This window comes from Microcoleus sp. Z1_B2 (assembly GCF_036700325.1).
Lineage (GTDB): Bacteria > Cyanobacteriota > Cyanobacteriia > Cyanobacteriales > Microcoleaceae > Microcoleus.
In genome coordinates, this window is the sequence record NZ_JAUBOQ010000018.1 from 106,093 (window position 1) to 131,564 (window position 25,472).

Annotated in this window: 19 protein-coding genes; 12 read left to right on the top strand and 7 right to left on the bottom strand. The window is 47.4% G+C overall.

Annotated features, from left to right (window positions below):
* Positions 1-686: 686 nt before the first annotated feature.
* Positions 687-1,427 (top strand): HAD family hydrolase, encoded by a 741-nt coding sequence (locus tag QT984_RS13065; RefSeq protein WP_333054410.1) that lies wholly within the window; start codon positions 687-689, stop codon positions 1,425-1,427.
* Between the two features lie 341 nt (positions 1,428-1,768).
* Here QT984_RS13065 and QT984_RS13070 read toward each other — a convergent pair whose 3' ends face one another.
* On the bottom strand, positions 1,769-2,260 hold the full coding sequence (locus QT984_RS13070) for an N-acetyltransferase family protein (RefSeq protein WP_333054409.1): 492 nt from the start codon (positions 2,258-2,260) through the stop codon (positions 1,769-1,771).
* 232 nt (positions 2,261-2,492) lie between these two features.
* The gene (gene tsaD, locus QT984_RS13075; protein ID WP_333054408.1) at positions 2,493-3,566 is read right to left on the bottom strand and encodes a tRNA (adenosine(37)-N6)-threonylcarbamoyltransferase complex transferase subunit TsaD; all 1,074 of its coding nucleotides are present in this window, start codon (positions 3,564-3,566) and stop codon (positions 2,493-2,495) included.
* 330 nt (positions 3,567-3,896) lie between these two features.
* Here tsaD and QT984_RS13080 point away from each other — a divergent pair, with 330 nt between their 5' ends.
* From QT984_RS13080 to ilvN, 4 genes are all read left to right on the top strand, one after another.
* Positions 3,897-4,385, top strand: a complete 489-nt coding sequence (locus QT984_RS13080) for a Photosystem I reaction center subunit III (RefSeq protein WP_333037176.1) — start codon at positions 3,897-3,899, stop codon at positions 4,383-4,385.
* Positions 4,386-4,504: 119 nt separating this feature from the next.
* Positions 4,505-4,633 (top strand): photosystem I reaction center subunit IX, encoded by a 129-nt coding sequence (gene psaJ / locus QT984_RS13085; RefSeq protein WP_333037175.1) that lies wholly within the window; start codon positions 4,505-4,507, stop codon positions 4,631-4,633.
* 252 nt (positions 4,634-4,885) lie between these two features.
* Entirely contained in the window at positions 4,886-5,698 is an 813-nt protein-coding gene (locus QT984_RS13090; RefSeq protein WP_333054406.1) for a carbon-nitrogen hydrolase family protein, read from the top strand.
* Between the two features lie 718 nt (positions 5,699-6,416).
* A complete protein-coding gene (gene ilvN, locus QT984_RS13095; protein WP_333054405.1) occupies positions 6,417-6,935 on the top strand; it encodes an acetolactate synthase small subunit in 519 nt (172 codons plus the stop codon).
* Between the two features lie 198 nt (positions 6,936-7,133).
* Here ilvN and QT984_RS13100 read toward each other — a convergent pair whose 3' ends face one another.
* Both QT984_RS13100 and QT984_RS13105 read right to left on the bottom strand, forming a co-directional pair.
* Positions 7,134-10,571, bottom strand: a complete 3,438-nt coding sequence (locus QT984_RS13100) for an EAL domain-containing protein (protein ID WP_333374155.1) — start codon at positions 10,569-10,571, stop codon at positions 7,134-7,136.
* Positions 10,572-10,799: 228 nt separating this feature from the next.
* A complete protein-coding gene (locus QT984_RS13105) occupies positions 10,800-11,942 on the bottom strand; it encodes a transposase (protein WP_333054402.1) in 1,143 nt (380 codons plus the stop codon).
* 37 nt (positions 11,943-11,979) lie between these two features.
* Between QT984_RS13105 and QT984_RS29795 the strand changes: the two genes are divergently transcribed.
* Complete coding sequence (locus QT984_RS29795; RefSeq protein ID WP_445243008.1) at positions 11,980-12,111, top strand: ribbon-helix-helix protein, CopG family; 132 nt, start codon at positions 11,980-11,982, stop codon at positions 12,109-12,111.
* 137 nt (positions 12,112-12,248) lie between these two features.
* Positions 12,249-13,253 carry a zinc-dependent alcohol dehydrogenase family protein gene (locus tag QT984_RS13110; RefSeq protein WP_333314937.1) on the top strand — a complete coding sequence of 335 codons (1,005 nt, stop codon included), beginning with the start codon at positions 12,249-12,251 and terminating at the stop codon, positions 13,251-13,253.
* Positions 13,254-13,702: 449 nt separating this feature from the next.
* Here the strand turns inward: QT984_RS13110 and QT984_RS13115 are convergent, their stop codons facing one another.
* The 3 genes from QT984_RS13115 to QT984_RS13125 all read right to left on the bottom strand — a co-directional run bounded on the left by QT984_RS13115 (position 13,703) and on the right by QT984_RS13125 (position 18,248).
* A complete protein-coding gene (locus QT984_RS13115; RefSeq protein ID WP_333374157.1) occupies positions 13,703-15,376 on the bottom strand; it encodes an asparagine synthase-related protein in 1,674 nt (557 codons plus the stop codon).
* Positions 15,377-15,662: 286 nt separating this feature from the next.
* The gene (locus tag QT984_RS13120; RefSeq protein ID WP_333209225.1) at positions 15,663-17,111 is read right to left on the bottom strand and encodes a serine/threonine-protein kinase; all 1,449 of its coding nucleotides are present in this window, start codon (positions 17,109-17,111) and stop codon (positions 15,663-15,665) included.
* A gap of 132 nt (positions 17,112-17,243) precedes the next feature.
* On the bottom strand, positions 17,244-18,248 hold the full coding sequence (locus tag QT984_RS13125) for a LysR family transcriptional regulator (RefSeq protein ID WP_015174889.1): 1,005 nt from the start codon (positions 18,246-18,248) through the stop codon (positions 17,244-17,246).
* A gap of 296 nt (positions 18,249-18,544) precedes the next feature.
* On the opposite strand from QT984_RS13125, the gene QT984_RS13130 reads away from it, so the two are divergent.
* The 5 genes from QT984_RS13130 to QT984_RS13150 all read left to right on the top strand — a co-directional run bounded on the left by QT984_RS13130 (position 18,545) and on the right by QT984_RS13150 (position 25,312).
* Complete coding sequence (locus tag QT984_RS13130; RefSeq protein WP_333054397.1) at positions 18,545-19,258, top strand: NnrU family protein; 714 nt, start codon at positions 18,545-18,547, stop codon at positions 19,256-19,258.
* Positions 19,259-19,302: 44 nt separating this feature from the next.
* Complete coding sequence (locus QT984_RS13135) at positions 19,303-19,680, top strand: thioredoxin family protein (RefSeq protein ID WP_333374159.1); 378 nt, start codon at positions 19,303-19,305, stop codon at positions 19,678-19,680.
* A gap of 389 nt (positions 19,681-20,069) precedes the next feature.
* Positions 20,070-22,115: an NAD(P)H-quinone oxidoreductase subunit 5 gene (locus QT984_RS13140; RefSeq protein WP_333209223.1), complete on the top strand. Its 2,046-nt coding sequence runs from the start codon at positions 20,070-20,072 to the stop codon at positions 22,113-22,115.
* A 521-nt stretch (positions 22,116-22,636) separates the two neighbouring features.
* Positions 22,637-24,223 (top strand): NAD(P)H-quinone oxidoreductase subunit 4, encoded by a 1,587-nt coding sequence (locus QT984_RS13145; RefSeq protein WP_445243009.1) that lies wholly within the window; start codon positions 22,637-22,639, stop codon positions 24,221-24,223.
* Between the two features lie 273 nt (positions 24,224-24,496).
* Complete coding sequence (locus QT984_RS13150; protein ID WP_333273861.1) at positions 24,497-25,312, top strand: DMP19 family protein; 816 nt, start codon at positions 24,497-24,499, stop codon at positions 25,310-25,312.
* The last annotated feature ends 160 nt before the right edge of the window (positions 25,313-25,472 follow it).

The following is a 25,472-nucleotide window of genomic DNA, read 5'->3' on the forward strand; positions in this document are numbered from 1 at the left end:
TGATCTCCGGTCATCGAGCGCGATTTTCGTAGGGGCGGGTTCACCAACAATACCTGCCAATAATTGACAATCTCAAAAACCCGCCCCGGCCGCCATGTTATGGTTCAATACTCTTCTGTAGGTGGGCTCCGAGCGTAGCGCACCCTCCGTTTCACGGGCCCAACCTACGCACGATCAGTTTTTTTCACCGAAAAACGAGCGGGAAGCCCCTGGCTTTAGACATGGGGAGGAACGTGGCTGCGACTTATTTAGTCGCCTTAAAATAATTGCACAAATTTAATTGAAATGATACACTAATTACATCGATTAAGAATAACCATCTACGTGTTGAAATAATTTAATAAGGTGAAACTCCTGAGTTGGTTCGTCTCGGCTTGACCGTAGCCTGACCAAACAAGTAACAGTGAATTATTGAGCGTACCTATCTGGCGTTGCGATGGACTCTGAAAGTATAAAAAGCTAAAAGTATACGCAAGGTTTGGACTCGTTCAAGCTGAGTGGGTAGAGGTGCCTTGATAACGCCTTTGAAAGTTCTTTTATGGAATACGTCAAGAATCCCCCCGATTCATCGGTGGGGAGTATCAAACTAACCCAAGCGTATTGTATTATGGTTAATCGATCGCACATGATATTGTAGGGACACAACATTGTTGTGTCCTGATATAAATATTACGGAGTTCAGATTCTTGGTAACTATTAAATGTCGGGGCATTACCTTCTCGAATATCCAAGCCGTAATCTTTGACAAAGACGGCACTCTAGAGGATTCTCAAGAATTTTTGAGATTGTTGGGGATTAAGCGATCGCGCCTCGCAGACGCTCAAATTCCGGGCGTTGGAGAGCCTTTACAAATGGCTTTCGGCATCGAAGGTGGCAGCATCGACCCCACAGGCTTGCTGGCCGTCGGTAGTCGTAGGGAAAATGAGATTGTGGCGGCGGGATACATCGCCGAAACCGGCAGGGGATGGCTAGAATCTTTAACTATTGCGCGTCGCGCTTTTGATGAAGCTGACGAAATGTTTAAAAATAGTGCAGTTTCTCCTTTATTTGTCGGCAGTTTGGAAGTGCTGAAATATCTTTCGGAAGCGGGTTTAAAACTGGGAATTCTTTCGGCTGCTACAACAGAATCGGTGCAGAAGTTTGTGAAACACCACGCATTAGCTGACTACATTCAGTTAGAAATGGGAGTTGATTCAACGCTTCATAAACCAGACCCGAAATTGTTTTTGCAAGCTTGTGAGAAACTCGGAGTAAATCCCGCAGCAACTTTGATGGTGGGAGATTCAGCGGGCGATATTCAGATGGGTAAAAATGCGGGCGCGGCTGGCTGTATCGGGATTTGTTGGGGAAAGGCCCAGGTTAGTCATTTGGAAAATGCTGATGTGGCGATCGCATCTTTGGATGAAATTACAATTTTACCAGATTGAGCCAGGGAAACGGCAATGCCGTTTCCTCCAAATTAGGACACGGCATTGCCGTTTCCCTACAAATCAAGACAAGGTGTTGCCGTTTCCTCCAAATTAGGACACGGCAATGCCCATTGGTGACAACTTAACGTACAACCGATACTCCGGCAGGGGTTTCAACCCCTGCCTCAAAGCGAAAGTCCTCTTAAGAGGACTGAGAAGAAAAATTTAAGATTCATTAGTCCTCTTAAGAGGACTTTCGCTATTAGACAGGGAATTCATTCCCTGGCGGACTGACGGGCGGACGGAATGATTGGGCGGACTGACAGTTTAAGCTGACACCAATGGGCATTGCCGTTTCCCTAAAGACAACGCAAACCCAGAATTACGACATCTCTTTCAACGCCGTCAAGTTCGGCAACTTGCGGCAGATATCCCCACCGCTGAAAGCCAAATTTCTCAAACAATCTTACACTCGGCTGATTGTGAGCAAAAATTATTCCTATGAGAGTTTTTAGCTTCAATTCTGGACTCCGCACAATTGCCGATTGCAATAATTTTTGTCCGATTCCGCAGCGTTGGCGATCGGGTGCGACGTAGATGCTAACTTCTGCTGTATGCTGATAGGCAGCGCGTCCGTAGAAAATCTGCAAACTCAGCCAACCAACAATATTTTGTTCTGATTCCATTACCCAAATCGGCCAGGAATTTGGGGAGTGTTCTCTGTACCACGGGAGGCGGCTTTCGACTGAGACTGGTTTTAAATCGGCTGTGGCCATTCTGCCCGGTATTGCTGCGTTATATATTTGGACAATTGCTGGCAAATCGCTTTCTTTTGCGGATCGGATTTTCATCGTTGGGTTGACTGTTGACTGTTGACTGTTGACTGTTAACTGTTAACTAATGATATTATGTCCTGTCGATTACCCTTAATACGGTAGGGGCGGGTTCACGAAAAACATCTGCCAATAATTGACAATCTCAAAAACCCGCCCTTTTAATCGCGGTCACTCGATCGGATATGATATGACTGTTAACTAATGACTAATAACTAATGACTAATAACTAATGACTAACAACTAATGACTAATGACTCTTGTACAGTTCCATAATATCGCTGACAGCCATTCTTGAATTTGCTCCCAAAGTGAGTGGTGATGTGTGTCCTCGCTGCAAGTGTTCTGCCGCCGCACAGCCGATCATTGCTGCGTTGTCTGTACAATATTTTAATGGCGGAAACAATACCCGCAAGTTGTGTTTGGCTGCTGCTGCTTGTAAGTGTTTTCGCAGTCCGCTGTTTGCTGCAACTCCGCCGCCGACTACAATAGTGGTAAGCCCGAAATTTACGGCACAGTCGATCGCTCTTTTTGTTAAACCCTTAGCTACAGTTTCCTGAAAGCTGGCCGCAATATCATTAATTGTAGAGGCAGTCAAGATGCCTTCCTCACCCACATTGTTATTTTGTTTCTTGAGTTTCTGCACTAATTGCAAAACAGCAGTTTTCAACCCGCTAAAACTACTGTCGTAAGGATGGTAGCCACCACCGGGCAAGGAAATTCTGCCTTCTGGTAGAGGGTATGCTTGGGGATTGCCAAGGGCGGCCAATTTGTCAATCAGCGGCCCGCCGGGATATCCTAGCTGCAACAGTCTCGCGACTTTATCAAAAGCTTCGCCTGCGGCGTCGTCGCGTGTGTGTCCTACTGTTTCATAAACGCCGCAATCTTTGACGTAAATAAAGCTAGTGTGGCCCCCGGAAACTAACAAACACAAAAACGGTGGCTGCAAGTCGGGTTCGGTAAGGTAAGAAGCGTAGATGTGTCCTTCGAGGTGATGGACGCCTAAAAAAGGTTTTTGATGGACTATTGCCAAGCTTTTCGCCGCTGTCAGCCCGACTAACAATGCACCTACTAAACCGGGGGCACAAGTCGCTGCAATGCCGTCAATTTCTGACCAACTCAGGTTTGCTTCACCGAGACACTGGGCAATTACCTGATTGAGCATTTCTAGGTGACTCCGCGAAGCGACTTCCGGTACTACCCCGCCAAACTGCTGGTGGATTTTAATTTGCGATGCTACAACATTGCTGCAAACTTGACGATTCTTAACAATTGCTGCTGCTGTTTCGTCACAACTTGTTTCGATTGCGAAAATGGTTGCCATTAACTGCTAATTTTATTTGATAGGTTAGTTATTGCTAGCTTAACTAATTCGGCGCAAGTCCCCCGCTCTACCTGTACTCAGGTTATTGTTAAGGGATTTTTGCCCGATCGACAGGTAAGACCATCATCGGATGCAATGAAGGAATATCCTCGCGGTATTGCTAGCTCAGCATTGACCTATGAGAACGGGAATCCCTCATTCTATTGGACTTTGCCACATCAATGATGGATACTTTACACTGTCAACAAACACGGTAATCTGGATTCCAGATCGGCAAGTTGAAATGCTTGTACAAAAACTTATTGTTTTGTAACAAAAGGAAACAATTCCATGCGACGATTGTTTGCTGCAATTTTAGTGTTGAGTGTCTGGATCAGTTTTGCTCCAGTTGCTTCGGCTTACAATTTAGTGCCGTGCAAGGACTCTCCCGAATTCAAGGAACTGGCTAAAAATGCACGTTCAACCAATGGCGACCCCGCATCTGCGAAAGCAAGATTCGATCGCTATTCTCAAGCTATGTGCGGCCCGGAAGGATACCCGCACTTAATCGTAGACGGCAACTTGAGCAAAGCAGGGGACTTTTTGATTCCTAGCATACTGTTCTTGTATATCGCAGGTTGGATTGGTTGGGTGGGCCGTTCTTATCTGCAAGTTACCAAGAAATCAGCAACCCCAGAGGAAAAAGAGATTATTATCGACGTTCCTTTGGCAATCAAATGTATGCTGAGCGGCGTTTTATGGCCTCTGGCAGCTCTCACATCAATCACCAGCGGTGAAATGTTTGCGAAGGACGACGAAATTACTGTTTCCCCCCGCTAAAATTGGGAAATGGAGAAGAGCTAATAGCTAACAGTTAAGTAGTTAACTAGAAAATAGCAATTAGCGCGCTAGACCGATCGGCAATTACCAACTGTCTGGAATTTTCAGGAGCAGAATTCATGCAATACTTTGTCAAGTTTCTTTCGACAGCACCAGTATTGGCTATCCTTTGGATATCTATTCAAGCTGCGGCTTTAATTGAATTTAACCGCTTTTTCCCCGACCTGCTTTTCCATCCGATGCCGTAAGATTTGAAGGAAATTAGGTTACAAAACCTAGGAGTAAAAAGTTGAGAGTTTTGAGTTTTGAGTGATGAGTTACAGGCTAATTTAAAACTCAAATATCAAAACTCTCAAACCATACCAGTTCGGGCAAAACCAGCGCCGAGATGGGTAAAACCCAAGGATCTAAACTATTTAGTTATCAAATTAGTTCCCAATGGCTAATGACTAATGACTAATGACTATTGACTATTGACTATTGACTAATATTTTGAATCGATGAAGTCTTATCTCGCCGCAGCAATTCAAATGACTAGCTTGCCTGACCTGCAAAAAAATTTGGTTCAGGCAGAGGAATTAATCGACCTGGCAGTGCGTCGGGGTGCGGAGTTAGTTTCCTTACCAGAAAATTTCTCGTTTATGGGCGAAGAGGAGGAAAAGATTGCTTCAGCAGAGGCGATCGGCATCCAAAGCGAAAAATTCCTCAAAACGATGGCCCAGCGGTTCCAGGTAACGATTCTGGGCGGCGGATTTCCAGTGCCGACGACCGGGGGGAAGGTATACAATACTTGTTTGCTGGTAGACCCAAACGGCACTGAAGTGGCAAGGTACAGAAAAGTACATTTGTTTGATGTGAATGTGCCAGACGGCATTACTTACAGGGAATCGAACACTGTGAAAGCTGGTGAAGATTTGCCCCCTGTTTATGTGTCGCCGGATTTGGGCACCCTAGGACTTTCGGTGTGCTACGACGTGCGGTTCCCGGAGGTGTACAGGCATTTGTCGTACAAGGGGGCTGATATTTTGTTCGTGCCGGCGGCGTTTACTGCTTACACTGGCAAGGATCACTGGAAGGTTTTGTTGCAAGCTAGGGCGATCGAGAATACTTGTTATACGATCGCACCTGCACAGACTGGACACCACTACGGCCGCCGTCAAACACACGGTCACGCGATGATTGTAGACCCTTGGGGTGCCGTTTTGGCGGATGCTGGAGACGAACCGGGTGTGGCAATTGCAGAAATTAATCCCGATCGACTAGAACAAGTCCGCCGCCAGATGCCATCTCTGCAACACCGGGTTTTTCTCTGAAGGAATTTTGAGACCAATTGGTCTCAAAATTTCAGTCCCAGTGGGCCGCCCGACCTTTCAAGTTTTTATTCGCTCAAGTAATTGTGTAGGTTCGTACACAAAAAAACTTAGATCATGTGCGTGCGATCGACAAAAATAAGCGGGTGGGGGCGGATTTACGCCGATCTATGAGTGATATTGTCGATCGGGCGTTACTAGGCGCCCCGACAGCTTAATATATTGTTTTTTCCTGGAAAGGAACGGCCAGTAACTCGCGATAAAATGTCTAAGGCAGGTTGAATGGGCGTGCACTTCTGGTCTCAGGCGAATGGGCGAAAGTAGAATTGCACGAAATGCGTCTTTTTGGAGAATTGACATCCACCCCGACCGTCGCGGACGGGGATTCCCAAACCTCACGATTTGAATTTCTGCTTCTTCGCAACTGCCTCCACCCTAAAAGAGATTTGGTCTTATGTTCGCTCCACAGACTAACCCCGCAAGAGAAAGCGGTTTTTATGTGTCGAATACCAAACGGAATTCTTCTTCGTTTTGATTCTAGGGATGTTTACCATTGCCCTATCCTCTTGAACCGGTCTACCGATTTTGCTTCGCCGCCAGCACCTCGGGCTGAACTTCGCTCGTATAGGCTGTTTGATCCATCGTCTCGGGTGGGTCGTTGACCAATTATATTGTAATATAAAGCCGTCCTAAAAGGACGAGGTTTCTACCCAATTTTCTGATGAAACACACTCTTTCGGTTTTAGTTGAAGATGAAGCGGGTGTCCTCACTCGAATTGCTGGTTTGTTTGCCCGTCGGGGTTTTAATATTGAAAGTCTGGCCGTTGGCCCGGCGGAACAAGGGGGAGTGTCTCGGATTACGATGGTTGTACCCGGAGATGACCAAGTTATTGAGCAGTTGACAAAGCAACTGTACAAGTTGATTAACGTGCTTAAAGTTCAGGATATAACGGAAATTCCCTGTGTGGAACGGGAGTTGATGTTGCTGAAAGTTAATGCTGCTAGCGGGACGCGATCGGAGATCATTGAGTTAGCTCAAATTTTTAGAGCGCGAGTGGTGGATATTGGTGATGATACGCTGACATTGGAAGTTGTCGGAGATCCCGGTAAAATGGTGGCGATCGTCCAGGTGCTGAATAGATTTGGGATTAAGGAAATTGCTCGTACTGGGAAAATTGCCCTGACGCGCGAGTCGGGGGTAAATACTGAGTTTCTCAAGTCCTTGGAAGCGAAAGTTTAAGTCATTAGTCATTAGTCATTAGTCATTAGTCATTAGTCAGAAGGAATGTTTTAACTTTTAACTTTCGACTTCTTATTACCAACTACCAATTACCAATGGCTGATGACCAATGACTAACGACTCCTGACTAATTAGGAATGAGAATTAAATAACTTCCACAATAACAATTAAAATTGTAAGTTATTTAATTCGCGATCCTTACCATTGGGGTTGACTTTCTATTAAAAGTGTGGCTGCGATGCTGTCTATCGGCTTTGAGAAAAAGTATCCTTGTCCGTATTCGCATTGCAGCGCTCTAAGTAAATTAAGCTGTTCGCTGGTTTCGATGCCTTCAGCAATTACATCCATGCCTAAATGACTGGCTAAAATTAAAATAGTCTGTACAATCGCTTCGTTGCCTTCATCTTCAGTCATGCGGCTGACAAAAGCTCGATCGATTTTTAAAGCATCAGTTGGAAAAGTGTGCAGGCGGCTCAAAGAAGAATAGCCAGTGCCGAAATCGTCAATATATAATTGAATTTGTAAATTTTTCAATTCCGCGAGGATAGCCACTGCTGATTCGGCATTCTCCATGATGACGCCTTCAGTAATTTCTACCTTTAAAGTGCGGGGGTCAAGCTGAGTTTCTTGTAAAATGTCGCGAATGCGATCGATTAAATCCGGTTGTTTAAATTGTTGGTTAGAAAGGTTGACGCTGACAGTCAACGGCGGATTTTCGGGGAATTTTTGGTGCCACTCGTGGATCTGATGGCAAGCCGATCGCATCATCCACCAGCCAATAGGTATAATCAATCTAGTTTCTTCAGCTACTAAAATAAACTCGCCAGGAGCTACGACACCCCGCTGCGGGTGATACCACCGCAGCAGCGCTTCAAAACCGCTGATTCTACCAGTAACAAGAGAGACGATAGGCTGATAGTAAAGCTGAAATTCCTGGGAGTCTAAAGCGCGTCGCAGGTCGTTTTCCAGTTGCAAAAGGGCGACGGCGCGAGTGTGCATACTTAAGTCAAAAACTTCGTGGCGAGCTTTGCCCAATCCCTTAGCATGATACATGGCCGCATCTGCATCTCGGAGCAGTTCTTCAGGCCGATCGTACAACATTGGGAACGGGACATTGGGAACAGGAGAGTCGGAAGATAAGCCAGACAAAGAAGTTTCCCGATCGATATTTCCCAAATTTTCGGGACTCGACAGTTTGCTAGTTTCCCTTGGATATCGAGGCAAACCAGAACAAACAATCCCAATGCTAGCACTGGTAAAAACTTGATATTCGTTAAGGTAAAAAGGCTCTGCCAGTTCCGCTTGCACTCGTTCGGCAATCTGGATCGCATCCTCGGTGCTTTTGATATTTTCCAGCAAAATAGCGAATTCGTCGCCACCAAGACGCGCAACGGTATCTCCAGCGCGCAAACAGATTCCCAGGCGCTGCGCGATCGCGATGAGCAACCGATCGCCCACTAAATGCCCCAAACTGTCGTTAACAACCTTAAAGCGATCGAGATCGATAAACAGCACCGCAAACAAAATTTCGGGGCGGCGTTTGGAAAGATCGATCGCGTGCCCCAAGCGATCCATAAATAAAGCTCGGTTGGGCAAACCGGTTAGCATATCGTGCAAAGCATCGTGTACCAACTTATCTTCTGCTATTTTGCGGAGGGTAATATCTTCGACAGTGCCTTCGTAGTAAAGTAAATTTCCGTCAGGATCGCGAACTGCCCGGCCGTTCTCGGAAACCCAGATAGTACTGCCGTCAGCGCGGTAAACTTGGGACTCGAACTCAGACACAAAACCGTGTTTTTCGATCGCGCGCAAAAACTCGACACGGCGGTTGGGATCGAGGTAGAGTTGGCTGTCGATGTTGCGTATGTTCGCGATCAAGTCGGCGGCCGAGGAATAGCCGTAAATTCTCGCCAAAGCAGGGTTAGCGCTGAGGTAGCGTCCGTCGGGCGTTGTCTGGAAAATGCCTTCGATCGCATTTTCAAAAATACTGCGGTATTTCTCTTCGGCCTGTTGCAGCGCGAATTCTGCCTGCTTGCGATCGGTGATATCGGTCAACGTGCCGAGATAGCCTAGAACTTCCCCGCTTTTGGTAATTTCTGGCACTGCTTGCCAAAATACCCAGGTTGTCAACTCACCGTTGCAAAAGCGGTACTCTAACTTACATGGCAACTTGTCTATGACAGCGCGATACCACTGGCTCAAAACACGCTCGCGGTCTTCGGGATGCAAACTTTGCGCCCAACCTTCGCCGAGTGCCTTTGGCGCAGTCAGTCCCGCCATCTCCAAAAATCGCTCATTGACGTACAAGCAATCTCCAGCAGCATCGGCGCGGAAAATCCCGACCGGCAGTATTTTTGCCAAGGTGTAATAGCGATATTCGCTTTCTAGCAACGCGCTGGCAGCTACTTTAGTCTCTGTGATGTCAAACATTGCGCCTTGAAGGATGACAGACTTGCTTGCTTCATCGCGAACTGCGGTAGCTTGATCGCGGAACCAGACGACTCGACCGTTGCGGGCGATCGCGCGGTATTCTGAAACCAGCGACCCCTCGCAGAAGATATCTTCTCCCTCGCTGAATTTCTGTGTGGCGTTTTCCACTAACACGCGATCGCGGTCTTCTGGGTGAACGAGTTTCAGCCACAGGTCGGGATCTGCTCTCCATTCAGCTACAGAATAACCTAGAAAAGTCTCAATTTGCGGGCTGATGTAAAGTTTGGCAGCCTTGCGGTTGAGGGGAGAAATGTAGGTGACAGCGGGCATTTGTTCTACCAGGGCACAGTATTTCGCTTCTACAGTAGACAGTGCTGCTTCTAGGCGCTGCCGCTCTAATTCAGCGGCCGCCCGTCCAGCAAAGATACTGAGAATTAATCGGAATTTGGCAAGATGTGCTTCCACCAGGGGTCGATCGTGAAAAATACAAATAATCCCTAAAGGTTCGCCGTAAGAGTTTTTCAGCAAGACTCCCAGGAAACTGCGCGCACCCGTAACTACCGGTCTGCGGTCTTCTGGAAAGGTTTCCCCGAGGTAGTCTGGACAGGAATACATTCCCTCCTCCAGCACCCGCGCTTCGGGAGTATTGGCAGTGTCGCACTCAAAATTTGGCTGCTGCTGTCCGTCGCTCCAAAAACTGATAAGTTGCAATCTATCGGCAGCAGTATCGGTGCGTGCCTTCGACTTAATCGATTTGGCAGCGACGGCGGTGCGAACTCCGAGTGCTGAGGCTAAGTGGCAAACTAAGGCATCAAAGAATTCTGCTCCCCCCGGCGAATCAGTACCTGCTAGGATTTCGCCCAGTAAATCTTCCTCTAATTGCGCGGAAGCAGTAACTTTGGGAGGATTCTCGGCATTCGGGCGATCGGGATTTTGCCCCATCGAACCCGCAATGCTCAGACTTAGCGTTTTGCTATTTCCAGGCCCCAGAATAGGCGAATAATTCACACTTAGGCGCTGTTGCTTAGCCAAGAATACAGCGCGACCCATACCTAAAACTTTACCCAAGAAGCTGTCAGTTGCCGGCAACCGATTTGAGTTGGGAAAAATCACAAAGTTTTTCCGAATTTTCAATCCGGCAGATAAATCATCGTTTAATTGTGGCAACTGCCGTTGCTCTTCGGCCGGCGGCAGACGGGGGGGCATTGGCTGCCACTTAAGATAAATCGCGGACGCCAAGGCTAAAATCGCCGATAATCCCAGAAGATATGCAAAAATCTCAAAGTAAAAAAATAAATTTAGATCGAACATCGATTAACACCGCTCGAAAATTGTTGTAGTTATCTGAAGCCAATCTATTTAAAAATAACTAAGTATCTTGAAATACTCACCGACTATCAGGTGCGGTGATTCTTGACGCTTCACAGGGTTCTGCTAACCGTTGCTAGTCTGACAATCCCTCTGCGTCCGTTTAGAGTCGTGGCGATTCCCCATCCCGACTTGTTCTATATTCCTAGAAGCGTTTTTATCTCTGTCTTGCTCAGTACCACAACTCAGGCAAAGCACTGAACGAATAGACAAATCGATTTTACCCCATTTAAAGCCACAGTCCGCACAAACTTGACTGGTAGGTTCCCACCTGCTAATTACTTGAAACTCTCTGCCAAACTTTTCGGATTTGGCTTCACAGAGAGTTCTAAACTCCCTCCATCCTTGCTGACTAATTGCCCTTGAAAGTTTCCGATTCTTTAGCATTCCTGACACGTTCAAATCTTCCAGAATAATCACTTGGTTTTCGTTGACTATTTTGGTTGACAGTTTGTGTAGGAAATCTTTACGGGTATCGGCAATGCGATTATGTAGTTTAGCAATTTTAATTCGAGTTACATTTCTTCTTTTAGAATCTTTGGGCTGACGGGCCTCTTTGCGCTGGAGTTGGCGAACTTTTCGGTCTAACTTTTTATAACTGGGACTTTTAGCTTTTTCACCCTTACTCATTACTGCAAAAGTTTTAATCCCTAAGTCAATTCCGATACTTGGACTCTTAGCCTCAATTTGAATTGGCCCAAGCTCTACAACAAAACTCAAAAAATAGCGGTTTGCACAGTCTTTGATTACTGTGACAGAGCTAGGTTTAGACGGCAATTTCCTAGACCATATAGGGTTGACGATTCCTATTTTGGCTAAATAGACACCATTGCCTTTAAAAGAAAAACCACCGCGAGTAAGTCTTGCCGACTGGCTGCTAGTCCTTTTTTTGAACTTAGGATAACCAACCTTGCGTCCCTTTCTCTTGCCCTTACAGGAGTCGAAAAAGTTCTTAAATGCTGTCTCTAAATCTGCTACAGACTGCTGTAGTGGAATGTTTGACACTTCCCCCAACCAAGCTCTTTCGATTGTCTGCTTTGCCTGAGTAATTACTATTTTCTGAAGCTCTGCGGATTTGGGCTTTTTCTCTGATTGCTTGCACAGCGCTAGAGCATCGTTCCACACTACTCGCACACAACCAAACAACTGAGCTAAGCTCTGTTGCTGTTGGTCGGTTGGGTAGAATCGGTACTGGTATCTTGCTTTCATGTTATTATCTTAGCATAACTGACGGCATATTGACGGCATGAAAAAGTTAACTATTAGATGTTCTGATGAAGAATATGAGAAACTTGCGGAATATTGCAAGCTTACGAATAGAACGCAAAACGATGTATTCAGGGAGCTTATTAGGAAAATAAAGATAAAGCCGTCCTAGAAGGCGATGTACTGAGCCCTTCGGCGGATAAACTCCGCCGAAGTGACGGGGCTTGTATCCCAGTTTCTTGGTCATGAATGAGTAACGCATACAAGGTAGGATTGCAGGTGAAAGCGACAAGAGAGTTAATATCCCTGATGAAAGCAATCGTTTTTGAAACGCCCGGAAGCCCGTCCGTATTGAAACTGCAAGATATCCCCGCCCCTACTATACAAACAGAAACTGAAGTTTTGGTACGGTTGCGAGCGGCAGGTATCAATCCGATAGATACTAAGTTGCGATCGCGCGGCACTTTTTACCCGGACAAAACTCCTCACGTTTTGGGGTGCGACGGTGCAGGAGTCGTAGAGGCTGTCGGTGCTGGTGTGCAAAGTTTCCAAGTGGGAGACGAGGTTTTTTTCTGCAATGGCGGTTTGGGCGGGTCGATCGGTACTTATGCCGAGTTTGCCGTTGTAGACCAACGTTTTCTCGCCCTCAAGCCTGCTGCTTTAAGTTTTGCTGAGGCGGCGGCGGCACCGTTAGTTTTAATTACAGCTTGGGAATCGCTGTACGATCGAGGGCGCTTGCAAGCCGGTCAAAAAGTCCTGGTTCAAGCTGGTGCCGGCGGTGTCGGCCACGTCGCGGTACAGTTGGCGAAGTTGCAGGGTGCAGAGGTTTGCACGACTGTTAGTTCGGAGGAAAAAGCCAATTTTGTCAAGCACTTAGGTGCAGATTCAGTTATTTTATACAAAAATACCAATGTTGTCGATGAGGTTTTGACTTGGACTCAAGGACAAGGAGTTGATTTGGCTTTCGATACTGTCGGGGGAGAAACTTTTTACCAAACTATTCCGGCTGTGAAGATTTATGGAGATTTAGTAACCATTTTGGAACCCGATCCAGCTTTGGGCAATTTGAAAACAGCGAGAATGCGGAATCTGCGAATTAGTCTGGAATTAATGTTGACACCAATGCTGGAAGGTTTGGTGGAGGAACAGGAACAGCAGGCTCATATTTTGCAGAAGTGTGCTCGTTTGTGCGATCGCAACTTGCTAAAAATTCACGTCAGCAAAACTTTCCCTCTCGAAGAAGCGCAAGCCGCTCACGAACTGTTAGAAACAGGCTCAGTAACCGGTAAAATAGTGCTTGAAATTGGGGGTTAAAAATGCGAATTGTTAAATTTGTGGGTTGAAGAATCGCGGGCGATTTCAATAGACTGTTGGCGAATTAAAAAAGCCTGAAACCAAACATCCCATAATCATCGCAGGAGAGCTAAAGCAATTCTTGCAGGAGTCGTAAACTTTTTACCCCACCCCAACCCTCCCCTTACCAAGGGGAGGGAGCAAGAAATTGACAAATGATTTAGGATGGCTATATACAGCGTATCCCAGGTTTATGAAATACACTGTATATCAAATCCGTTGGCATCGGAATGATTCATCTGTCTCTTCCGTTTCTCTGTATCCTCTGCGCCCTCTGCGGTTTAATTCGGTTCTATAAACAAGAGCGAAAACCGCATAGGGAAAATGCCATTGTCGATCGACAAATTGGGGCGTCAACTGCTGAAGTTGACACGACGAAAGGCACAGCGCCGTGTCCTAATTTCGGGTAACTAACGGCGATTAACTTGTAACCAAATTTCCAGCGTCACCAGCAGCCACAACTTCAGCCCATAGCGGGGAAAAACTTCGCCGCGATAGTTTAGCCACTCGCGGATTAGTGTTCGATCGAGGTAAGGCGCGATCGCCGCATGACGATTCAGCAACAACGATCGCGCTTGCCGCTGCCAATCCCTCAAAAACCACTGCTGCATCGACATCACCATGCCACTTTTCGGACGGTTGACAATGACATCGGGCAGCAAATCCGCCACAGCAGCCTTGAGAACCGCTTTTTCCTGCGCGCCCGAAAGCTTGTACCATGGCGGAATTTGCAAACTCAGTGCCACCATCCGCGCATCAAACAAAGGCGATCGAGCTTTTAGTCCCGCCGCAGCCGTGAGATTATTCACCTTGGTCAAAATGTAATCGGCTCCTTTAAACTCAATGTTGAGCCGCATCAGCCGATTCAAAAACGTCGTTTCTGTCTGTTGCAATTCCTCAGCAAACACTGAAGGCGCATTCTTCACCTTTTCCCAAACCTCCGGCTTCAGCAAACGCGGCAAATCCACATAGCATTTTTGAAACGAAGTCAAGTAAGCTGCGATCGGATCTGGTTTACCCTGAATCGAACCATACAAACTGTTGAGTAACATCGGCTTATTTTTCGGCCCGCCAAAACACGGATCGCCACCTTCGCCATTCAGTACCACATCTGCGAATTGTTTTGCCGATCGCCCCAACAGCAAATTGGGAACCGTCAAGCCTTCCCCCACGGGATCATCCATCGCCGCCAGCGTTTCCGGTAGCAACTCCCAAATTTGCTGCGGCGAAACTTCCAAAACGTGGTGCTCACTGCCACAATGTGCCGCAACGATGTTGGCAAATTCAATCTCGCTGGGATATTGAGCGCCAAAGTGCATCGAAAAACTGTGCACCGGGCGATCGTGCAGCCTTGTGGCGATCGCGGCGACGCAACTTGAGTCTATCCCGCCCGAAAGATATGCTGCGACTGGTTCTCCCGCTGGTAGCGCTTCCTGCACCAGTTGTTCCAAAAGCGATCGCACTTGTTGACTGTGCCATTCCAAAGGGCGATCGGCATTAGTAATTTGCTCCTGCGGTTCCCAGTATCTTTGCGCCTTAACATCCGGTAAATACAAGTAGCTACCAGGGCGCAACTCTCGCACCGCTTCCCACAGCGTTTGTGCTCCGGGTACAAAAGCACAGCACAAATAGTCGCGCAAAGCAACCAAATCGAGTGTGCGATCGTGATAGGGATTGAGCGATCGCAGTCGAGGTGCAATATGGCGAGTCGTTCCCGTGCGAGTGTAATACAGCGTTTTTGCTCCCACGCGATCGCGCCCCAGACACAAGGTTTGCTCGTCTCGATCCCACACAGCAAGGGCAAATTGTCCTGAGAGCAAGCTCAGTGTTTTAGTACCGTACTGTTCCCATAGCCGCGCGACGATCGCCAAATCGGTCAATCCCTCGGTATCAATCTGTTGTTTGAGCATTGGGGTGCGATCGAAGCAGCAGTCACCTACCAGCACAAATCGCTGATTGGGGCTGAAGGTGGGTTGAGCTCCGATTATGGCAAAACCGGAAGTTGCCCAAGTTGCAGGGTGCGATCGGGCTTCTGGGCCCCAAGCAATGACCCAATTCGGGTTAATCAACTTCTGATTTTGCATCGATTTAGTTATACTAATTCTCAAATTTTATGCAACAGTAGCTGGTAGGGTGCGTCGCCACCCTTAATATCGTTTCCGGTTGTATCGGAATGATTTAACCGCAGAGGGCGCAGAGAACGCAGAGGGAGAGAATACAGAGAGGAATAATTCCGATGCTACCGGATTTGATATAACTCCTTACTCGCATAGCTAAAATCTCGCAGCGACGCACCGGTGCATACAGGGCGACAGTCAACAAACTCAACACTCATGATAGTTGCAAGAGGAAAGGAGAATTGGTATTAAATTAAAAAATGTTTGAAAGCAGCTTATAAATCAATCTAAAAATAGCTGTGCCAGCGATCGCACCCAAAGCACCTAACCATCCCACAAACAACACGCCAGTGATCGGAGAATTCGGATAAATCGCACCTGCAGCCGTCTGTAAAACCGGGAAAAACCACAGCAAAGCCACAGTACCTGCGCCAATAATCAACATCTCAGTTTGTTCGATCGCCCTGCGATACTGGCCGTAAATCAAACCCGCCACAATCATCCCCAACAATCCGATACTCAAGCCAGGAGAGGGCAGCAAACTCGTCAGGGCGATCGCCAGCACCCCCGCCTCAAAACCCGTAAACGCCGCCCCCGACAAAACCTCCCAAATCGAAAAAGTCGCTCTCTGCGAAGGTTGCAGCCCTCCGGGAGGTGTTGCAGGAACCCGTACAGGATGAGGCGGCAGAGTTGGTTGAAGAGGTATGGGAGGCGGCGCCACCACGACTGTAGGTGGTTGAGAAGGTTGTTGAGGCCCAGACATCAGAGCCGCTTCCACCTCACTCGCAGATTGAAACCGCTGGCTGGGAGCTGATAATAACATTCGATCGAGAACATGAGCCAAACGCGAACTTACCTGCACCCGCGAATGCCAATTCCATTCGTTTCTATAACTATCAAAAAGCTCCGTCGGCTGCAAACCACTCAGCAAAGTAATACAAGTCACAGCCAAAGCATACAAATCCGTTGCCGGATAAACTTCTTGCCCGCTCATCTGTTCTGGGGGAGCGTAACCCAAAGAATAAATACCAGTCGAAGCTTTTGCACTCCCAACACTTTGTGTTACTTGTTTAACAGCCCCAAAATCTAATAAATAAAGCCGACCGTTTTTACCCCGCATAATATTAGCAGGTTTAATATCCCGGTGAATCGAACCGCGAGAGTGTACAAAATCGAGAACCTTCAAAATTTCCCGCAGCACCTCCACCGTTTCCGCCTCCGAAAATCGGCCTTTAACAGCCTGTTCATCCTCCAAATTTTTACCGTCAATAAATTCTTGAACCAGATAGAAAAACTGATCGTTTTTTCCCGGCTGCAAACTCGTAACAGTCAGCTCAAAAAACGCCAGCAAACTCGGAATTTGGGAATGTTCGTTTCCCAGTTCTTCCAGCACCGCCGCTTCCCGTTCAAACAGAGTTTGAGCGATTTTTAGCTGGGGCGGAGTCAGACTTACCGACGGCTGCAAAAGTTTAGCAACGCACTGCCGCATCGCCGGAGTATCCCGGTCTCTGGCCAAAAACGCCGCCCCAAAACCGCCTTGACCCAACAACCTCACGGGCAAATAGCGGCCCCTCAAAATCATGGGCATCCCGCAAGCGGTGCAAAACTTTTGCTGCACCGTTTTCAGCCGCGAACTGTCATCGAGGTCGGGAAAAGAGTTTTGAGGGCGCGGGCAGCCCGGGCGGGTGCAGTAAACTTCCATTTTTGTTTGCTAAGAAGAGGGAAGAAGGAAGAGGAAAGAAGGAAAAGGGAAGAACGAAGAAAAAGTGATGGTTAAACCAGATTTCGATTTCTCAACTCACCGCGAACTGCTAACTGCCAGCGACCTAAGAGATTAACTTCCCGCCGAATTGGGAGTTGCTATTTCTATGAATCCCAAATCGAGGGCAGGGGGTTCTTTCTTCTCCAGGATGGTCGAATAAGTAGCAAACTGGGGCAAAATTTCATTGCTGAAAGCCTCTGCTGCTTTAGAACGGTAGCGGTTGGGGTTGTAAATCAGCGACAAAATGCGAGTTACCAAAACTTCGTCCATTTGAGATTTGTGCAAGACGCCCATGAGCAACTCTTTTTCGATCGCCGAAACCGAGACAAATGCAGCTCCCAGCCCCGACTGAACGGCATTTTTAATGGCTTCGATCGAATTTAGTTCCATCTCTATTTTCAAGCGGCGCGTGTCAATGCCGCAGCGAGTCAGTACCTGATCGATTACTTTGCGGATCGTAGACTGCGAATCGAGGGATATAAACTGCAATTTGTAAAGGTCTTCTTTTTGGATAGTTTCTTGTTGTACCATCGGGTGAGATGGAGGAAGAATCAGAGCCAGTTCGTCCTCAGCGTAAGGAACAATTTCTAAAGCTTCTACAAGTTCGGTAGGAATTTCTCCGCCAACAATTGCCAAATCGATTTGCCCGTTGGCCACACTCCACGCCGTGCGGCGGGTCGAGTGAACGTGAAGCTGTACTGCTACATCCGGGTACTTTTGGCGAAACATCCCAATCATCCGGGGCAGCAAATAGGTTCCCGTTGTTTGAGAAGCGCCGACGATCAAAGTACCACCTTGGAGATTTTGCAAGTCTTCCAGGGCTCGACAAGTTTCCTGGCAAAGCGATAAAATTTTCTCGCCGTAACTCAGCAGCAGGTGTCCGGCTTCGGTTAGTTGCGCCCGCCGCCCCCCCCGGTCAAACAGCGGCACGTCCAATTGTCTCTCTAAGTTTTGCACCTGCAAGCTAACTGCTGGCTGGGATACATAGAGGCTGTCCGCGGCGCGTTTGAAGCTTCCTTCAGAGGCGATCGCCTTGAGAATGCGTAACTGGTCTAAAGTGAAAGGAAGGTCAGACATATATCTAAATTGTCAGTAGGTGTAGGGGCGGGTCTTCTGTCAATCTCTGCGGTCAATCGACAAGCTGGTTCGATTTGGTGTGCAACAGTCGGAGTTGACTTCGATGCCAGTCATTTGGCTGCAACACACGCAACCTTAAAGTCAGTTGTACTCGTCCTCTGTCTGCGGTCTTTAGTTGCTATTGGGTCACTAATGACTGATGACTGATGAGTGATGACTGATAACCGCTGAATGCTCCCATAGATACTTTGTGACACAAATTGGCCGAGAATCAATAACTTTTCTTAATATTTGCAATGACGATCGACTTGGCGCTCGACTCCCACTTAGTTATTCTGGGCTTATTACTGGTTTTTGCGATCGCCCACAGCGGTTTAGCAGCCCTCCGGCCCAAAGGTGAAAAGCTGATCGGGCCGAGACTTTACCGCGTTTTGTTTGCCCTTGTCAGTTTGCCGCTAGCCGTCATTCTGATTGTCTACTTTTTCAACCACCGTTACGACGGCGTACAGCTTTGGCAAGTACAGGGATTACCCGGAGTTAAACCTGCAGTTTGGATACTTTCGGCAATTTCCTTTCTGTTTCTGTACCCAGCAACTTTCAACCTCCTAGAAATTGCCGCCGTCCAAAAGCCCCAAGTTCACCTCTACGAGACTGGCATCATTCGCATCACCCGTCACCCGCAAATGGTGGGACAAGTGATTTGGTGCGTGGCCCACACCCTGTGGATTGGCACTAGCTTTACCCTCGTCACTTCCATCGGTTTGGTACTTCACCACCTGTTCGGAGTGTGGCACGGCGACAGACGACTTCAGGCGCGTTTTGGAGAATCCTTTGAAACCATCAAATCTCGAACCTCAATCATGCCTTTTTTGGCAATCATACAAAAGCGTCAAACCCTTGATTTGCTTGAGTTTCTGCGCCCTTCCTACGTAGGTGTAGTCATTTTTACTGGTTTGCTGTGGGAAATTCATCCTTTTTTGATGCGTGTCACTAGGAACATATACTGGTAGCATGATCCCTAGGATAGAAAAAAATTATTAAATTTTGAGGGCTCATGGTGTTGTCGGTTAGCGAACGCACTTTTGCACAAGAGGTTTTTCAAGCCTCTACCCCCGTTTTAGTTCACTTTTCGGCTCCTTGGTGCGGTTTGTGCCGCGCGATCGACCCCACGCTTAAGACTTTTGAAGCACAGTGGGCAGAAAAAGTCAAGCTCGTAGGGGTGAATGCCGATCAATGTTTCAAGTTGGCCCACACTTATCGGCTGACAAGTCTGCCCACGCTGATTTTGTTTGAGGGCGATAAAGTTCGATTTAGATTTGAAGACTACCAAGGACGCGAGGAACTGCGGCGGACTCTGGATGCCTGGATGCTGGCCGCTCACGTAGTTTCCCCATCTCAACGGCTGCAACTTCAGGAAGTAGCCAACAGGTAACGGCTGCAAGTTATTCGGCTTTTAGGTAGAAATCAGAAGCAATTCCTCATTTGTCGATCGGCCACCTGAGCGCCAAATGTCGCATTCCTGAACCCCGAAACAGTGTTTTTTACAAAAATATAGTGTGAAGCGCCAGGGTATCGGTTAAAAAACCAGGTTTCTTGATTTCTTTCCGTCCAAGCTCGATTTGTCAGTCTATATTTGGGCATAGATTTAAGGCGAACTAGATCGATCGGCTCGATCGGAAAATAGGCAGTAGGTCTCAAGCGTTGTCGATCGACAACGCTTGAGAATTACAACAAGTATTTCTGCCGGGTCGCGCAGGCGTGTGTCACAATTGTTTACAGTTTTGGCCATATCTAGTAGAAACTTTAAACTACCTATCAGTCATGGAACTGCTTTATCAATACGCTTGGCTGATTCCTGTCCTGCCACTGGCAGGCGCAATGCTAGTAGGTCTAGGCTTAATCACCTTTAACCAGGCAACCAACAAACTCCGACAAGCGAATGCGATATTAATCGTGTCCGCACTCGGAGGGTCAATGGTACTCTCCTTCGCATTGCTGTGGAGTCAATTACAGGGCCACGCACCCTACACCCGCAGTATTCAGTGGGCTTCTGCTGGCAACTTCTCGCTGAATATGGGCTATATCATCGACCCGCTGACGGCGGTGATGCTGGCGATCGTCACTACGGTCGCCTTTTTGGTGATGATTTACACCGACGGCTACATGGCTCACGATGACGGCTACGTGCGCTTTTACGCCTACCTGAGCATCTTCAGCGCCTCAATGTTGGGTCTCGTAGTCAGCCCGAACATCGTTCAGATTTACATTTTCTGGGAACTCGTAGGTATGTGTTCGTACCTGCTAGTCGGATTTTGGTACGATCGCAAACCCGCTGCTGACGCTTGCCAAAAAGCTTTTGTCACCAACCGCGTCGGCGACTTCGGCCTGCTGCTGGGCATCCTCGGCATTTACTGGGCCACCGGCAGCTTTGAATTTGAGGTGATGGGCGAACGCCTGCACTCCTTAGTAGAATCCGGTGCTCTTTCGGCGACTCTGGCGACAATCTTCGGCGTCCTCATATTTTTGGGCCCAGCAGCCAAATCCGCTCAATTCCCCCTCCACGTCTGGCTACCAGACGCAATGGAAGGCCCGACACCGATTTCGGCCTTAATCCACGCCGCGACAATGGTAGCCGCCGGCGTATTCCTGATCGCTCGGATGTACCCAGTGTTTGAAGGGCTGCCGGCAGTCATGAATTTGATCGCCTGCACCGGCTGTTTTACGGCATTTATGGGCGCTTCGATCGCGATTACCCAAAATGACATCAAAAAAGGCCTCGCCTACTCCACCATCTCCCAACTCGGCTACATGGTGATGGCAATGGGCGTCGGCGCTTACAGTGCCGGACTTTTCCACTTGATGACTCACGCTTACTTCAAAGCAATGCTGTTCCTGTGTTCAGGTTCAGTGATTCACGGGATGGAAGCAGTTGTAGGCCACAACCCGGCTCTGGCTCAAGATATGCGAGTCATGGGCGGCTTGCGGAAATATATGCCGATTACCGCTTCTTGCTTTTTAATCGGAAATTTGGCAATCTGCGGAATTCCGCCGTTTGCTGGTTTTTGGTCAAAAGACGAAATCCTCGCCAGCGCCTTCTCCGCAAATCCCGCTCTGTGGGCTGTTAGCTGGCTGACGGCCGGGATGACCGCGTTTTATATGTTTCGGATGTATTTCAGCACCTTTGAGGGCGAATTCCGGGGCAATAACAACGCTATCAAACAGCAACTTCTGCAACCGGGTTTAGTTTTCGGCCCGGGAGCGATGAACGTTAAGGAATTGGCATCAACTGACGACAGTCACGATGAGCACGACCATTTGCCTCACGAATCTCCTCTGACAATGGCTCTGCCGTTAGTGTTGCTGGCAGTACCTTCTGTGTTTATCGGTTTTCTCGGTACGCCGTTTGCCAATTATTTCGAGCAGTTTGTTCGCGCGCCTGGGGAGTCTCTCGAAGAAGTTTTGGAACACGCTGCTGAGTTCAATTTGACGGAATTTTTGATTATGGGCGGAAGCTCTGTAGGTATTGCTTTGCTGGGCATTACTTTGGCTTCTCTGATGTATTTGAGCCGTAAAATTGACCCAAGTGCGATCGCCCAAAAAATCAAACCGCTTTACGAGTTCTCCCTGAACAAGTGGTATCTCGACGATATCAACGATTTTCTCTTTGTCAAAGGCAGCCGCCGTTTAGCGCGGCAAGTCATGGAAGTTGATTTGCGAGTCGTCGATGGTGTCGTCAACTTAACAGGGTTTATCACCCTGGTTAGCGGCGAAGGTTTGAAATACTTTGAGAGCGGTCGCGCTCAATTTTATGCTCTGATTGTGTTTGTCGCAGTTCTGGGTTTTGCGATCGTTTCTGGAGTCGGTTAAATCTGTAGAGATACGGCATTGTCCATTAGTGTCAACTTTCCCGGTAAAACCGATAGTCCGATAGTCCGACAGGGAATGAATTCCCTGTCTCAAAGCTAAAGTCTTCGCTATGAGGACTGAAGAACTCCTTAAACCTCTTATTGTGGAACAGGCATCTTGCCTGTTCAATACTGGCTTTTTTGGAGATATCTATTAGTCCTCTTGAGAGGACTTTCGCTATTAGCCAGGGAATTCATTCCCTGGCGGACTCGCCCAATTGCAGATGAGCGGCTGAAGTTGACACCAAGGGGCAATGCCATTTCTCGCCAGAAGATATTTTAAGAACGGGCATTAGCTCAATAACTCACAATTGACAATTAGCAAAGAGAAATAAATCTTTCATTAAACTTAACTGTTGCGATCGCATAATTTGTCCAGATAATAGCAAAAAAAAATGTTCCGTCTAAAGAAAGTATAAAATTTAGGCTAAAATTGGCAAAATGTGTTTAAACCTAATAACTGATGGATCATTTTAAAACGCAATGGATACAGCTAACTTTCCCTGGTTAACAACAACAATTCTGTTTCCCATTGCTGCGTCCTTGCTGATTCCTTTAATTCCCGATAAGGATGGCAAGACGGTGCGGTGGTATGCCCTAATTGTGGGTTTGATCGATTTTGCCCTACTTGTTTACGCTTTTTACACTCAGTACGACTTCAGCAATCCAGATTTGCAACTGGTAGAAAGCTATACTTGGGTGCAGCAACTCGATTTGAATTGGTCGGTGGGTGCTGACGGTTTATCAATGCCGCTGATTTTGCTGACTGGTTTTATTACTACTCTGGCTACTTTAGCTGCTTGGCCTGTCACCTTTAAACCGAAGCTTTTTTACTTTTTGATGCTGACAATGTACGGCGGCCAAATCGCAGTTTTTGCCGTGCAGGATATGTTGCTGTTTTTCCTGGTTTGGGAACTGGAATTAGTCCCGATTTACCTGATTTTGTCCATCTGGGGCGGCAAGAAGCGCCTCTATGCAGCAACTAAGTTTATCCTATACACCGCAGGCGGTTCGCTGTTTATTTTGCTGGGCGCGCTGACGATGGCGTTTTACGGCGATACGGTGACTTTCGATATGCGGGCGATCGCAGCTAAAGATTACGCCCCCAATGTAGAATTGCTCCTTTACACAGGTTTCTTAATAGCTTACGGTGTCAAACTGCCGATTTTTCCGCTGCACACTTGGCTCCCTGACGCTCACGGGGAAGCAACCGCACCCGCCCATATGTTGCTAGCAGGAATTCTGCTAAAAATGGGCGGTTACGCTTTACTGCGGATGAATGCGGGAATGCTCCCGGATGCTCACGCTACCTTCGCACCCATCTTGGTAATTTTGGGTGTGGTTAACATTGTTTACGCCGCCTTAACTTCTTTTGCTCAGCGCAATTTGAAGCGAAAAATTGCTTATTCTTCGATTTCGCACATGGGGTTTGTGCTGATTGGGATAGCTTCGTTTACCGATTTGGGAATTAGCGGTGCAATGCTGCAAATGGTTTCCCACGGTTTAATTGGGGCGAGTTTGTTCTTCATGGTAGGTTGCACTTACGATCGCACTCACACCCTGATGCTCGATGAAATGGGCGGTGTGGGGCAGAAAATGCGTAAGGTTTTTGCGATGTGGACTGCTTGTTCTATGGCTTCTTTGGCTTTGCCGGGAATGAGCGGTTTTGTAGCAGAATTGATGGTATTTGTGGGTTTTGCAACGAGCGATGCTTACAATCCGGTGTTTAAGGTTTGTGTGGTATTTCTAGCTGCTGTCGGGGTGATTTTGACTCCGATTTATCTGCTGTCGATGCTGCGTGAAATCTTCTACGGGCCTGAAAATAAGGAATTGTCGGATCACGAGGAATTGGTGGATGCGGAACCGCGAGAAGTGTTTATTATTGCGGCTCTGTTAGTGCCGATTATCGGTATCGGTTTGTATCCTAAGATGCTGACTCAGGTTTATGATGCGACTACTGTACAGTTGACTGCAAAGTTGCGCGATTCTGTGCCGTCGCTTGTGGCTAAGGCTGCTGCGGATAAAACTCTGTCTCTGCGTGCTCCGGCGATCGAGCCGAGTAAGTTGTGATTTGAACTGGATTTAGGAATAAAACCCCCAAACTTAATTTTTAAAATGGTTTGGGGGTTTTGTATATATCGGCTCGAAGTAAATCGATTAGATTGGGATTTTTAAACCGCAGATTTCAGCAGATAAACACAGATGAACGCTGATGTAATTTTCAGTATTGTCGTTCCTCAAAAAGCATAAAAGAGCATGATAGGCTATATTCGATGTTGCAACTGCAATATAATTAATAGTTGGGCAAGATAAAAAGTTTTAGCCTAAGAGGGAGACGGAAAAATGAGTGACGACATACTTGGCTCGAAAGATGCGGTCGTGCTCTCAGCGGAAAGCATGAATAGCGATGATATCCGCGCGACGATCCAATCAAATATTGACTTTGTGAATGCACTATTTCAAGAGCTTCTGAATCTCTCAGAAATTTCTCACGACGCACTCCTCAGTTACTACGTTGATTACTACCTCGGGCAGGTGAATAATGGCGGTTTTGCTCAGTTTGTCTACAACACAAGGTGGCAGCCTGCTGTCATCGCGCTAGTTAAAGAAGGCCTTGGGAAAATCGGCGCGACACAACATACCGATCTTTTTGCAAAAGGAGAGGCGCTGGTTACAGCACGAAAGACAAAGTTAGCATCGTTCTTTTCGAGTGAGTTATTCGGCGAAAATGCTGAGAGAGACAGGCTAAATGGCATAAATGAGGACTTTTATTCGATCGAACAAGAGGAGAGTCTCGAACGATTAAATGCTAACTGGTTAAAAGCGCGCCCCGGCCTGATTGTTGTAGCAGAAGATCGAATCCAACAGGAAGTCACTCGACGAGCATTGAGTATTTCCGATCGCGAGGCCCGGCTCGCCCAGGCCCGTGTTGCCGAGCCGAGATACATGAAACTGATACGAGCCTTGTGCGATGCAGCCGGCCATAAGCTTGAGCGCGTTACGGCAGGCGATACTATGAATGAGTACGGTGGCAAAAGAATACTCGCTTGGCACTTTATTACTGACAATGGGCATCACTTCATGGTGGAGGCTGACGGGAAGGCAATGATGTTTTCTGGAAAGTCCAAGGAACAGATTGCGGAGCTGGTAGTCGTATAATTATGCAGCCAAATTAATAGTTAGGTTGATGCACTATCTTTTTTAGTCTTTACTCTTAAGTGTGCTTATTTCTATACTTGCTAGGTAAGGATTCAGGTCAAAAAAACTTCAGTGTCAAAAGCTGGTAAAATAAACGAATGAAAAAGCCCGCAGCCACCAG